The organism is uncultured Psychroserpens sp. (assembly GCF_947494225.1).
Classification (GTDB): Bacteria; Bacteroidota; Bacteroidia; order Flavobacteriales; family Flavobacteriaceae; genus Psychroserpens.
In genome coordinates this window covers 852,193-866,806 of record NZ_CANLUG010000001.1, presented here as the reverse complement: position 1 = coordinate 866,806, position 14,614 = coordinate 852,193, and the positions used below count along the sequence as shown (strand labels likewise).

General features: G+C 29.6%; 13 protein-coding genes. All 13 read left to right on the top strand.

Annotation, left to right across the window (positions count from 1 at the left end):
* The first annotated feature begins 161 nt into the window (after positions 1–161).
* Entirely contained in the window at positions 162–1,376 is a 1,215-nt protein-coding gene (locus Q0893_RS03835) for a hypothetical protein (protein ID WP_299272561.1), read from the top strand.
* Between the two features lie 130 nt (positions 1,377–1,506).
* Positions 1,507–2,409, top strand: a complete 903-nt coding sequence (locus tag Q0893_RS03830; RefSeq protein ID WP_299272559.1) for a sensor histidine kinase — start codon at positions 1,507–1,509, stop codon at positions 2,407–2,409.
* Complete coding sequence (locus tag Q0893_RS03825; protein ID WP_299272557.1) at positions 2,406–3,431, top strand: histidine kinase; 1,026 nt, start codon at positions 2,406–2,408, stop codon at positions 3,429–3,431. Before Q0893_RS03830 ends, Q0893_RS03825 begins: the two co-directional genes overlap by 4 nt.
* Before the next feature lie 5 nt (positions 3,432–3,436).
* Positions 3,437–4,213, top strand: coding sequence for a LytTR family DNA-binding domain-containing protein (locus tag Q0893_RS03820; protein WP_299272555.1), 777 nt, complete (start codon positions 3,437–3,439; stop codon positions 4,211–4,213).
* Between the two features lie 112 nt (positions 4,214–4,325).
* Entirely contained in the window at positions 4,326–4,964 is a 639-nt protein-coding gene (locus Q0893_RS03815; RefSeq protein WP_299272553.1) for a hypothetical protein, read from the top strand.
* Positions 4,965–5,068: 104 nt separating this feature from the next.
* Positions 5,069–6,619, top strand: coding sequence for a hypothetical protein (locus tag Q0893_RS03810; protein ID WP_299272551.1), 1,551 nt, complete (start codon positions 5,069–5,071; stop codon positions 6,617–6,619).
* A 4-nt stretch (positions 6,620–6,623) separates the two neighbouring features.
* Complete coding sequence (locus Q0893_RS03805; protein WP_299272549.1) at positions 6,624–7,814, top strand: TlpA disulfide reductase family protein; 1,191 nt, start codon at positions 6,624–6,626, stop codon at positions 7,812–7,814.
* 38 nt (positions 7,815–7,852) lie between these two features.
* Positions 7,853–9,748 (top strand): T9SS type B sorting domain-containing protein, encoded by a 1,896-nt coding sequence (locus Q0893_RS03800; protein WP_299272547.1) that lies wholly within the window; start codon positions 7,853–7,855, stop codon positions 9,746–9,748.
* 181 nt (positions 9,749–9,929) lie between these two features.
* Entirely contained in the window at positions 9,930–11,261 is a 1,332-nt protein-coding gene (locus tag Q0893_RS03795) for a hypothetical protein (RefSeq protein ID WP_299272545.1), read from the top strand.
* A 63-nt stretch (positions 11,262–11,324) separates the two neighbouring features.
* On the top strand, positions 11,325–11,828 hold the full coding sequence (locus Q0893_RS03790) for a histidine phosphatase family protein (protein WP_298893347.1): 504 nt from the start codon (positions 11,325–11,327) through the stop codon (positions 11,826–11,828).
* Between the two features lie 48 nt (positions 11,829–11,876).
* Positions 11,877–12,542: a peroxiredoxin gene (locus Q0893_RS03785; RefSeq protein ID WP_298893349.1), complete on the top strand. Its 666-nt coding sequence runs from the start codon at positions 11,877–11,879 to the stop codon at positions 12,540–12,542.
* The gene (locus Q0893_RS03780; protein ID WP_299272542.1) at positions 12,539–13,258 is read left to right on the top strand and encodes a TlpA disulfide reductase family protein; all 720 of its coding nucleotides are present in this window, start codon (positions 12,539–12,541) and stop codon (positions 13,256–13,258) included. Before Q0893_RS03785 ends, Q0893_RS03780 begins: the two co-directional genes overlap by 4 nt.
* A 1-nt stretch (position 13,259) precedes the next feature.
* A complete protein-coding gene (locus tag Q0893_RS03775; RefSeq protein WP_299272531.1) occupies positions 13,260–13,955 on the top strand; it encodes a TlpA disulfide reductase family protein in 696 nt (231 codons plus the stop codon).
* The last annotated feature ends 659 nt before the right edge of the window (positions 13,956–14,614 follow it).

Genomic DNA, 14,614 nt, shown 5'->3' with positions numbered 1-14,614 from the left:
CAAATAGCCTTTTTATATCATTACCAACATGGTTAATCTATTATATAGATTACAAACGATTACAGTTTAATACATAAAATTAACGGTTGATTACTTTTCGTTTTTAATAGAATCAAAAGGCCTCTACTTTTGATTAAAATTAATTAAAAGATAAAACGATTATGAAAAAAGCGGTAATTAAACTATTGGTGATAATAATGACAACAGGATATACAACACAAGCTAAAGCCATATCCGTAGATGCGTCAGAACGTAATAAAGATGACTACTTTAATGTCCATTTTGAAGGAAACATTATTGTGGCTGAAGATGATAAAAGTATTATAAGTATCTCCAACTATGGTTTCATAGAAATAAAGCAATCCTCATTTGGTGTTGAAAGAAGGCTTGTTATTAAATCTGATAATAATGGAGGGCTTATTGAACAGTTTTTTATTAAAAATGAAAAGCAAAACTTTGTTCCTAAGGGAAAGAAATGGTTGTCAAAAGTGTTACCAAAAATTATTAAAACAACATTTCTTGGAGGCAAAAGTCGAGTGGATAGGTCATTTAAAAAAGGAGGCGTCAATGCCGTATTAAAAACTATAGAAGATTTATCTTATGATTTTGTAAAATCAAAGTATATTGATTTTCTTCTCAAAAAGCAACTATCTGTTAATGAATTAAATACAATATTAAAAAACTTAAATGGGCTTATAAAACAACAACTTTATATATTTGAGGTATTAGAGAAAAATCAAAATAGTTTTCTGAAAGATTCCCGAGTAAGCGCTACATTCATAAAAACAATCTCTCAATACGAATCAGACTTTTATAAATTTTCTTTACTTCAAAATGCTATCAAAACGAGCAACGAGCTTACAGAGATGCCAAGCTCTCAAGATATAATGGGTATTTCAAAAAGCATCAACTCAGAAAATTACATAGCAAAATTATGTTATAGTTTGATCGAAATTCAGGGCGTAAATAAATCGCTTGATCAAATTTTAAAGCTCTATAATCAAATTAATCATGAAGAGTTCTATAGTAATAATGTTATAAGAAAAGTACTGACTCAGCCCATAGAATTCTCTCAACTAAAAAAACTCCTTGTTGCAATACAAAATAGTCCTCAAAAAGAATCTAATAATATAGTTTTTTATGAACACGTTTTTTCTAATAATAGCTACTCGGAAAACCAAACATTAGAAATTCTAAGTACTATCCCTAAAAATACAACTGCACCCATCAGTCTATATAAATCAATGATGGGAGTTTCAAAAATAATATCTAAATCATCACAAAAAGTAAAAGGAGAATATCAAAAGATAGCATTACAACTAAAGCCAGATTATGAATTCTATTATGACAAAGTGATAAATGCCATTAGAGAATAATATGTCTATACAATCATTTTTTAAGAAAAGTGTAAATAAAAACATGTTTACATTTTTAATTGGTTTTTTATTTGGAACCCTAATAGGCTACCTACTTTTACTTAACATTTTTAATTATAGTCATAGCTTTATGATAGCTATATCAGGCACTACGGGAGCTGTAGCACTATATCTAATAAACCAAATAAACACTTTGTTAGATCAGAAAATATCGTGGAATAGAAATTTAATTATACGCTTTGTATTTAGTTTTATTATAAACTTCGCTACAGTATACATCGTTTTTATCTTCAATCTGTTGGTCTATAGAATGTTGTTTTACGATTCCGCATTTTTTAGTGTTTTTAAAGAAGATATTTTGAAACTGGGAATTTTACTTCTTTTTATAATATTGATGTACACTATAGGTCATTTTGTCCTATACACCTACGCTTTTCATACGTTGTCAAAACTAAAACTAATAGAACAAGAAAACCGACAAATCAACTTAAAACTTGAATCATTAAAATCGCAACTTACTCCCCATTTTTTATTTAATGGCTTAAACGCAATATCATCTTTAATTGACAAAAACAAATGTGAAACAGAACTATTTATTAGACATCTTGCCAATCTATATAAATCAATACTAGACTCGAGTACAACGGACTTAATTCCATTAGAAAAAGAACTAGAAATTGTAAAATCATATACTTTTTTATTTGAAGCAAGGTTTCAAAATAAATTCTCTTGTATTATTAATGTAAACGATAATTATTTAAAAGAAAAAATCCCCCCTTTAACACTACAATTACTCTTAGAAAACGCTTTAAAGCATAATGAATTAAGAGAAGATGTTCCTCTAGTAGTAACCATATCTACAAATAAAAATGGTATTTCAATAAAAAATAATATTAATAAAAAACGAAACACAGAAGAGTCATTACATATAGGATTGAATAACATAGTTGAACGTTATAAGTTGTTAGGAAAAAAAATCAAAAATATAAATGACAAGGAAGAATTCATTGTTGAAATTCCATTTTTAGTATGAAAAAAACCCTTTTAGATCATACCGCCTTTCGACTACTTAATCCAATTTTTAATGGAGCTGTAGTATATTTACTTATACTACTTGTCAACAATAATCTAGAACAACTTCATTATTCATTTATAAGCAACGAACTATTTATTTGTATCGGTTTGTCATACATAACTCAAGAATTATTGAGAGTAGAAATAATTGTATTTAATAAAACAAAGTTTTCTCAGGGTATGATTAGTTCTATTTTATTACAAATATTTTTCGCAATTATGGTTTGTGTATCCGCAGTAACAATATCCATAAGTATTTACTATACTTACATTTTTGGCTTTCTTCCTAGCACCAACGAAATATTGCTATTTAATTGTGTTTTTTCTTTAATTACATTAACTCACATTTTATTGGTTATAAGCTCAAATTATTTGCAAAAATCAAGAGCCCTAAAGCTTCAGACAGAACAACTAAAAAATGACAATATAAAACGTAATTATTCTGATTTTAAAAAAGAAATTAATCCGAGTCTATTATTCTCAAGTTTAGAAGCACTTATCATCTTGGTGAAATTAGAAAATCATAAATCAAATGATCTAGTGAATCACCTAGCCAGCTTGTATAGATATACCTTAGTGCATAAAACTAGACAGCTAGTTTCTTTTAATAAGGAGTTACAAATTTGTACTAAACTACAAGCACTTATGAATACCATTCCACATAAAAATATTTCAATAGTGAATCGGGTTTTATTATTAGATTTCTTAGTGGTTCCTGGTATTCTTTTACAAACAATGCAAAAGGTCATTAATAGTTCTATAACCAATTCTAGAATCGAATTTGTAATTGAAATAAATGACACAGACAACGATATCATTTTAAAATACCTTAAAAATGATCGATTAAATAAAAAGCTAATCATAGAAAGTTTAGGTGATATTCAAAATATCTATTCAATATATACTGAACGACAGATTCAAATTATTGAAAAAAATGAGTTCAGAATAATTAGTATACCAAAATTGTTAACCACAAAATAATAGACATGAATGTAGTAATTATTGAGGATGAAGTTTTAGCCACTGATAAACTAGAACGCTATCTGTTAAAATATAACTCTAAAGTTAAAATTGTTGCTAAAATAACTAGCGTAGAAGAAGCTATTAATTGGTTTACAATGAATAGTATCAATTACGATATTATATTTATGGATATCCAGTTAACAGACGGTCTAAGCTTAGAAATCTTCAACAATGTAACTATAAAGAAACCTGTGGTATTTGTTACTGCTTATGATGAATTTGCTATTGACGCATTTAAAGTTAATAGTATCGATTACATATTAAAACCTATTAACTTCACAGATTTAGCCACAGCCTTAAATAAGCTCAAAAACATGACTTCATATTACACCATAAATGAGAGTGTATCAAACTTAAAAAAAGAGGTTGAGAGAAAGAACAACAAAGAACGATTTATGGTGAAATTAGGAAATTATATTCATGCTGTCAATACTGAAACAGACATTGCTCTTTTCTACGCAGAAGGCAGAACTGTTTATTTAGTTACCAACGAAAACAAGAAATACATAATCGATTTTACCATAAAGGATTTGGTTAAAGTTTTAAATTCTAAAACATTTTTTAGGGTGAATCGAACATTTATAATTAGCATAAATACCATTGCAAATGTTGTCGTTTATTCAAACAGTCGATTAAAAATTAATCCAAAAGTAAAGATAGATGAACTTATTATAGTAAGCCGAGATAACACTGGAGATTTTAAAAAATGGTTTGAAGGCGACTTTAACATAATGAAATGAGCAATTATAACCACATGTATCCTAAAGGCTATTTCTATTTTAGAATGTCTAAACAAGCACAGTTCTTATCATGAAAACAAAATCATTTCTTATAACTCTTATGTGTTTTGCTATGTTTCAACTGAACGCGCAGGAACAGGCAAAAGCCGATGCCATTATTGTTAAATCTGTAAATGCGTTAAAATCCATATACTCAATAGAATATGAAGTTGTTCAAGAAAAAAATCATGAATTGCGACCAAACATTAATGCCACTTTCATATGTAGCAAAGATGAAAATGTTGAAGATGTTGCTTTTGGAAAAGCAATGGTAATTGCCAAAGGTAATATTGAACAAAATGGAAAAATAGAAAAATTCGCCTTTTCATATGATGGTGATCAATTTAAGTATCATAAAGGCAATCACTTTAAAAAGGAGCTCAACAAACCTGCTAAAAATTTTGTCATCACTTACTTAATGCCCTTCGTATATAGCTTAAATGTTCTGCCTTACACCAGAAATGGTTATGCAAGTCCATCAACTAAATATGAATACTTAGGTAAAGAGCAGTATAATGGAGAACAATGCTATAAAATCAAAGCTAATATCTTTAGAAAAGGAGAAAAGAAAATAGCATTTACTCAATATTGGTACATACAATGTGATAATTACTTACCTGTAGGATTAACCAACAAAACGTTTACACAGAAAATAAACATAACAGCTCTAAACAAAGAATACAAAAAAACTGTATTCAATATTAATCCTTAAAACACCCTCTTTTATAATAGTTAACTAATAATTTATTACTTGTATTAGCTTTTGGTACGAGCTCTATCATGGTAGAGCTCATGCCATTTATAAAACTCATCCAAATGCAAAAACAAAACATCAACATAAAAGGCATATTTGCTATTTTATTATTAGTATCATTCCAAATTAATGCTCAAAAAAAAGGAATAGATTTTACAATTGACCTAATAAGTGACACGTCAAAAGACACCATACTCGTAACTGCCAAAATTCAAAAAAAAATACCTCGTAAGTCTAACATATTTCAGTTTGCCTCTACCGCTCCAGGCGCCTATCAAACCATGAATATGGGAAGATTTGTTAATCACTTTAAAGCATTTGATAAAAGAGGAAATGAAATTGAGACCGAAAAAATAAATGTTAATCAGTATTACATTTCAAAACCAAGAAAAGTTTCAAGAATTGAATACAAAATTGCTGAAACATGGGATACACCCGTAAAAGAATATCCCATACATGCTATGTGCGGATCCTCGTTAGAAAGTGATCATGCCTATATAAGTTTACATACTGTTATTGGGTATTTCGAAGGCACTCAGAATCGTTCATTGAGCATTCAGTTCTTAAAACCTCCATCATGGAAAATAGGTACGGCATTAAAAGATACAAATGGTAAATACTACGCGAAAAATTTTGACCATGCTGTAGACTCTCCTTTTCTATTAGGAAAACTTACCACAGCTGAAAAAATGGTGTCTGGGACAAATATTGAGATTTACACCTATTCTCAAAACGATAAAATCAATTCAAAGCAAATACTCAATGGCATGTCAAAAATGATTTTGGCAACTGAAGAGTTTCTTCAAGAATTACCTGTAGACCGTTATGTGTTTCTATATCATTTTGAGCCAAATACATCAAAACAGTTAGGAGCGTGGGAGCATTCATATAGTTCTCAGTATGTTTTACAAGAATCGGAACCTACCGAACCTTTTATGAAACAAATTCAAGATTTAGCCTCTCATGAGTTTTTTCATATCGTAACACCTTTAAATATCCATAGTGAAGTTATTGAAGAATTTAATTTTAAATCACCTGTGCCGTCTCAACATTTGTGGCTATATGAAGGCGTTACAGAATGGGCCTCTAAAATATTGCAATTTAGAGCAGGTTTAGTGAATTTTGAAACATTTCTTGAAGAACAAATCAAAAAGAAAATACAGATTAACAAAAATTACTTTAATCCAAAGTGGAGTTTAAAACAAATAGCCGACAAGTCTTTTACCGAAGCAGGTGCAAGGGAGTACGGGAATATTTATTTCAAAGGCGCTCTTACCGCCTTATTTCTTGATATAGAATTATTAGAGTTAAGTAATGGAGAATTAGGTCTTAGAGAATTGCTTCAAAAACTAATTAAAAAATACGGTAAAGGAAAGCCTGTTTCAGAAGAAAACTTCATTAACGATTTGGTAGAAATGACCTATCCAGAAATTAGAGCTTTTTTTGATGAATGCGTTTATACAGACAAAGAGTTACCTTATGATAAGTACCTGGAAAAAATTGGGATTGTTTATGAGCAAAAAGAAAGCAGTGTTTCTAGCATAAAAATATATAAAACTGAAACCCCTACTCCAATGCAAGAAAAATTATTTAATACTTGGAAAAGTAATTAGAGTTATGAAAAAAATATACCTAGCAATTGTGTTGATTATTCCATTAGTCATGCATACACAAGAAAATAATAATGCCTTAGAAATAATGCTCAAATCTGCCGAAAAAATGAAGCAGATTAAAACTATTAAATACATTGCTCAATTAGAAGAAAAAGTTACTAAAAACAGTCAATATAAAAAACCTTATTCGATTCAATCCAAGATTAATTACAAAGCACCATCAAGCCAAAATATGAAAGATTGGAAAGCTTTAGTTGATGCCAATATATGCTATGACGGCGAAGAGACCAAGATTAAATATGCATATCAAAACAATACCGTTTTTATAGATCATTCAGGATACACTAATCTTATCAGAATAAATGAAGGCAGTCTAAGATCTGCGGTAAGATATATACCTCTAAGCCTCGTAACCTTAAGCATAGATAATCAATCAGGAAGTCTTATAAAAAATAAAGACTATCTATTGCATGATATAAAACATCAGCTGCTCGGAGAAGAAAAGATTAATGGCATAAACTGTTACAAAATAAAAGAAATAAAAGTATCAAAACACTCAAAAAAGATTGAAAAGAACCAAAGCTCTAAGGTGCTTTGGATTGGGAAAGTTGATTATATAATTAGGGCTTATGAGACTCATAAAGTATTTGTTTCATACACAATAACAGATATAGATTTCATGCCAAATTCGGATGATTACAATATTGATAGTAATAAAAAAGAGGTTTTCATCACATCTCATGATGAGATATTTAAACGTCCAAAAAAACCACCCTTAAAGGTTGGGCAGGCTGCTCCAAATTGGGAATTATATTCAGGAAAAGGAGAGCTTAAAAAATTGTCCGAATTAAAAGGAAAAATAGTAGTTTTAGATTTTTGGGGTACTTGGTGCGCACCTTGTATTAAAGCTATGCCAACTATAGAAAAACTTCATAAAAACTATCTTAATAAGGATGTCGTGGTAATCGGTATTTCGGTTAATGACGCCATTGGTGATGCCGAAAAATTCTTTTCCGAAAACAATTACACTTATTTGCATCTTAGTCAAGGAGATCAAGTCGGTTATAACTATAATGTTAGAGCATATCCTACTCTATACATTCTAGATAAACAAGGTAAAGTTTTGTACTCTGAGATTGGGTTTAATTCAAAATCTTTCGAACATTGGAAAAGTGTTATTAATAAGCACCTATAAATGAGCCGTATTCTATCTCCGAATAAAACAATTTACTAATGAAAAACACATCGACTAGTCTTATTTCTCTTGTGATTTATTTATACTTGGTGTCAAACGTAATTTATTCCCAAAACTCTAGCTCATATAATAGACTTACAAATCAAAATTTAGCAATAACCCTGTGTGATGAAGACGCTGATGGGTATATGTCTATTAATGTTCATGAAATAGAAAACTACGTTATACAAACAGTAGGAGTAGAAAATAATTATTTTTTAGAAGAAGTATTAGTTTCAAGTTCAACCGGAAATATTTATTCTATTTATTCTACTTCTAATGATCCTTACATTTCTACATTATGTAATTTAAATGGAAGTTTTTCAGATATAGCAGTTAACTCAAACCAACAAGTTTTTGTTTGTGATGATTATTCAATAATTAGCGTTGATAATAATTGTAATGCTTTTTATTATGACGATTCTTCTTTTCAAAACAATGCACTTTCATTTGACGATTTAGACAATTTATATACAGGTAACGGAGTTGAATCTCGTATATATAGATATAGTAGTATTAATGACACAACACTATCTAATTATGAACTTTGGCATGATTTCCAAATGGGAACTTCTGGAGGTGATTTTGTACTACTCAATAACAAAATGTATATATCGTGGAGATTAGCTAATGACAACTTTAGACTATATGAAGTAACTGTAAACGAGGATAGAGATTATATCTCCCATATTGATTTAGGTCAACTACCTAATCAAACTTACGGTTTAGCATCAGAATTAGGCAGTCTTTATGGAGTGACACCTAATAAACTGTTTAAAATAAACCTGACAGATTTTACATTTTCAGACGTTATTCAAAACCCCAATCCAGAAGACAAATGGTTTGGTGCAGCAGGATTACATGAAGCTATAGTATTTGACATAAATACATATTTAACTTTAAATGACGCTGAAAATGAAGTGAATAGTATAGCTGGAACTTGGACAAACACAACACCTGGAGAAGAAACTCTTTACATAAGAATAAAAAACTCAGCTACTGGAACAGATAATATTGTTATTTTAGAAATTACTATTTCTTCTTATCCAAACGTTAATCAACCACTAGATCTCATAAAATGTTTTGATAATGTTCTTGACCTATCTGAGGTGTCTTCTCAAATGCAAATAAATCCTGATAATAATTTAACCTTTACATATTATAATGCAGATCCTGAAAGTAATAATGTTAGTAACCCCTTACCTCTTCAATATAGCAGTGTTACAAATCTGGAAACTCTCTTTGTTAATGTAGAAAATAATAACGGTGGTTGTAATTTGGTTTATAGCTTTCAAGTTATAACCAATGAAAATCCGCTTCTACTTCCATTATCAAACATGCAATCTCCTTTAATACTTGAATCTTGTTACTTTGATGAAAATAGTAATGGATATTTTAACTTAAATGATATTGAAAATGATATTATTTTAAGTGAAGATAACTTCGAAACCACATTTTATTTAAGTCATTTAGATGCAGAGAACGGCACTAATGAAATATCAAATATTTATTACTTGCAAAGCCCAACTCAAGAAGTTTTCATTAAAGTTGCTACCGAACAAGGCTGTTATACAATATCAAACTTTTACTTAGACATAGATTGTTTTACTAATATTGAGATTCTTTCTATTGTTTTTCCAAAATTTTTTACACCAAATGGAGATAATCTAAATGATTTTTGGAACATTAAAGGTGCTACAGAAAGAATAAAAAGAGAATCAACTATTACAATATTTGATAGATATGGAAAAGTGCTATTCTCCTTTATACCCGATTCAATAATTGGTTGGGATGGTACTTTCAATGGTCTCCAACTCCCTGCATCAGATTATTGGTTTGTCTTCAAAACTAAATCTGGATTAGAAAAAACGGGGCATTTCACATTAAAAAGGTAATAGTATTTGATATTTAGACCTCATGGAAGTTTCCGTATACAGTTATTTTATTATGATTTATACATGCTGTTTAATCTTGACATGTCTTTCAATACGTAAAAACTACAACTCACTACCTTTTGTTTTACTAAAACATTCGGGGCAACTAATTTAGAAACAATAACCAAAAATAAGAACGACCATGAGAACATTAAATACGTTTAAAACACTATTTACTATTGTAATATTAGCATGTTTAAGTTGTAAAAATAATTCTAGTGAAAATAAAACCACTCAATCTAATATAAAAATTGTAGAACGTACTACAAAAGAAGATTTTAGTCGGTTATTTAAAGAAACCGATTCTATTGCAACGGCTAATTCGCATATCTGGGACAAAAACATATATGGACCTATCCTCTTGATTGATCATAAAACAAAAACATACTATGCCAATACAAATCCAGATAGTGATAGTTTTACTCCAGGATATAAGTGTTTTGAAGGAGAGTTTCCTAAAGAAATTATTGTACGTGGAAATACCAATATAAATTGGAAAGAAAAAAAATGGGCTGTATTAGAATTACCACTATCAAACATGCCTCCTCAATATGCCAAGTTATTAAATCTTCATGAATTAAGTCATATTGCCTTAGGAGAGCTAGGGTTTCCAAAACATACTGTTGATATCAGTCATTTAAATAAATACCATGGACGATTATTAATGCGTATAGAAATAGAGTTGTTAAAACGGTTTATAAACTCCAATCAAAAAGACCTAAGTTTAATAAAGGATGCTTTGTCTGTTAGGAAAATAAGACATATGGAATTCCCTCTCTATAAAGATCAAGAAAATAGCTTAGAACTCAATGAGGGTCTTGCAGAATTTATGGCATTGAGCATTGCAACCGATTTTTATGAGCAAAGCTATACCTCATTTTATACAATGCTTATAGATAATTATATCAATCTCGATAACTATAATAGGCAGTTCGCCTATTTTTCCATACCAATTTATGGTAATGCTATTAATAAAATAGATGCTTTGTGGCATAAAAAAATAACACCTAAGACAAATTTGACAAACTTTTTTTCCGAAAAACTAAATCTAACAAGTAATAACGATATAGAATATTATATCTCTAAATACGATTTACATAAAATCTCAGACAAAGAGTTTAAACGCGCCGCTCAACAACAAAAAATAACAGATACAATTATTCAAAACTACAAAATACAACCACATTTATTCGTGCCTTTTTTTAAACAGAGTTTTTCTGCTATGCCTCCAGAATATAGTATTGAAAATGAAGGGAGGTATTTTGGTGGCGTAAAGCTTCAAGATTCATGGGGAACTCTTGATGCTCATAGCGGTATTTTAATATCCTTAGATTTTAAAAGCTGTTATTTAAAGGCCCCAAAAACAATAACTAAAGACAGTATCGTTGGTGATGGCTATGTATTGCGATTTAAAGGCGATTTTGAAATCGTAAAAGAATCAGAAATAAGATATGTTTTAAAAAAGAAAGAATAAGCAATTTTCACCACATAAATAAGCACTCATTTCACTTCTTTGCACCAAACAAAAAATTTAAACATGAAAAAAATACTATTACTCTTATGCGTAACATGTACTATTAACATCCTAAGCGCACAAGATAAAGAAACAACAACTACTACAACATATTTCTTCATTCGTCATGCCGAAAAAGCTAATGATGGTAGTAAAAATCCGCATTTAACAGATAAAGGAAAAGAAAGAGCTGCACATTGGGCAAACATTCTTAAAGGGTATAAAATAGACGCTGTGTATTCTACAGATTACTTTAGAACAAAAGAAACAGCAGAACCAACAGCTGAAGCTAATAAACTAGAAACAACATTATACGATCCAAGAGCTTTTGATCTGCAAAAATTTGTTAATGATACCAAAGGCAAAAATGTACTTATTGTAGGTCATAGTAATACAACACCAATGTATGTCAACACATTTATTGGTAAAAACAAGTATGGCCAAATTCAAGAAAATGATTATGGTAACCTCTATATTATTACCATTAAAGACAATGTTGTTAATGATCTTCAACTCTGCAACCTTTAATATGTTATGAAAGCCCTTTATAGAACAATAGTATTTATTTTTTTATTCATGAGTTGCTCATTGGCTTTTTCGCAAGAGTTAAACCTTGATGATCCAAATATTATCTATAAAACTCCTGATGGCACTATACTTAGCAAACAAGAAGTAGAAGATATTAAAGAAAAAAAAACACCTTATAAAACATATAACAAACAGCTATCTAATGGAAAAACAGTTGTATATATTATCAAAGGAGAAGTCTTAAATGAAGCCCGGCAAAAACAATCAGAATCTCAAGATTGGATTAATAAATGGACTGGAAAGTCACTTCCCAAATTTTCTCTGAAAAATTTAAATGGTGAAACCACAACCAATAATACAATTAAAGGCAAAGTAACTGTTTTAAACTTTTGGTACACCAAATGCAAACCTTGCATAAAAGAAATGCCCGAATTAAATAAACTAGTTGATAAATACAAATCTCAAAACGTCGTGTTTTTTGCTCCAAGTATTGATGATGAAAACGAATTAAAAGATTTTGTGACAGCAAAAGAAAACAACTTTAAATATCAAATACTTTCAAACTCAAGAGCTTTAAACTACGAAACTGGTCTCAATTTTTATCCAACACATATGGTAATAGATACCAAAGGAGTCATACGTGATATTATTATTGGGTTTGATGAAAATATCAAAGAAAAATTATCGCAATCAATCAATAACTTGTTAAAATGAAAAAACATCTTTTACTTTTTTGGGTCCTTTTATTTGCTCTCACCATAACAACTGCTCAAACAAGTGCACCTAACTTTGATGACAAAAATATTGTATACAAATCTGAAGAAGGTAAAGTATTAACCAAAGATGAAGTGAAAACACTTTACAAAACCTATGGAGGTGACAATGTTCAGATGAAATATAAAATGAACAAAGGCAAAATGGAAATTGTTTTAAAAATATTGGATAAAACACAAAAAACAAAAATTGATAAGCAGCACCAATTAAGCAGTAAAGATTGGAGAGCTTCTAAAATTGGAAAACAATTCCCTGAGTTTTCCTTAACAAGCTTAATAGGACAAAAAATCTCTAATAAAACCACGAAAGGTAAAGTCACTGTTCTTAATTTTTGGTTTATCAATTGTTTGCCTTGCATAAAGGAAATACCAGACCTAAATAAGTTAGTAGACAAATACCAAAATAAAGACGTTTTGTTTCTAGCTCCTACGTATGAAACTAAAGAGGATTTGGTCGATTTTTTTGAAACTAGAGAAGAAGGCTTTGATTATGAGGTGTTATTTAACGCAAAGCCTTTACTCAAAAAGCTATTAGTATCATCCTACCCAACCCATATTGTTGTTTCAAAAGAAGGAGTCATTACAGATGTTTTAATAGGATATGATATAGATATTATAAATAAATTGTCTCAATCAATAACAAAACTTTTAGACTAACATGCGCAAACTATTTATATATATCGTTTTGTTGATAACCTCCCAAGTTGCCGCTCAAGATTTTAAATTAGATTTGGATAATCCTAATTTGATTTTCAAATCTGAAGAGGGTAAGATTATTACAAAAAAAGAAGCTGAAGATATTATATATAAAGGTGCATTTAAATTAACTCAAAAGCAATTAAGCAACGGGAAAATTGAACTCACAATTATTCCTGTTAAAGGTAATGTTAACGACGATACAAATAAGAAACACACGACATGGCTAAAGCATACTTTAAATAAACCATTTCCAGAATTTTCATTTACAACTTTAAACGGAAAGACGTATAATGAAAATGATTTAAAAGGTAAAGTAACAGTGCTTAATTTTTGGTTTATTCACTGTTCGCCTTGCATTCGGGAAATGCCAGAACTTAATAAGGTTGTAAAGAAATTTGACAATAACTCAAATGTTCAATTCTTAGCACCTTCATTAGACTCAGAAGAAACACTCACTGAGTTTTTTAAGAAAACAAGTACAAAATTCACATATCAAGTAGTACCAGATGTAAATGACTTTGTTAAAGGTTTTAAAGTTAAAGGTTATCCAACACATTTAATCATAGATAAAAAAGGAATCATAAGAGAGGCCATTATTGGATACAGAGATAATATTTATGATGTGTTAAGTCAAAAAATCAACTCATTACTTTAAACAATTTATCCAACACATATGATAGTAAATTAACATGGTTAAACCTAAACTAAATAAAAGTGATTTTTTTAAAGGCTTGCTAGAAAGTGTTTTGGTTATATATGTATCCTCTTCCATGTTTCTTTATGGCGCGCTTAAATATATGCAATTTGGAGAGGCTCCCTACGCCAATGAAATTGTAAAAAACCTAACTAACATGGAATTGATGTGGGCTTTTTATGGTCGCACATTAACATTTCCCATAATCATTGGCCTTTTTGAATTACTGGGAGCAGGTCTATTAGTGCTACGCAAAACAAGAATTATAGGTTGTTTCATATTAACGGGTATCTTAATAAACATAATTATACAAGATATAATTTACGATGTACTATGGTGGGCATTAGCATCTGCAATTGCATATCAAAGCATAATCCTATATATACTATGGATTCACAGATTCGAGGTAATAAAAGCTTTTAAAATCATTAACAACATTTCAGGTAAGAAATCATTAACAAAAAACATCCTCCATTTTATCATTGGACTAGTTATTTCAATATGCATAAAGATAACTATAGGGCTATGATTTAAGAAGTAAATACAAATAAAAGAATACAAAAACTATACACTGAATTTAGAAATTAACAATTAACTGTTTGATATGAAATTAAGTAACG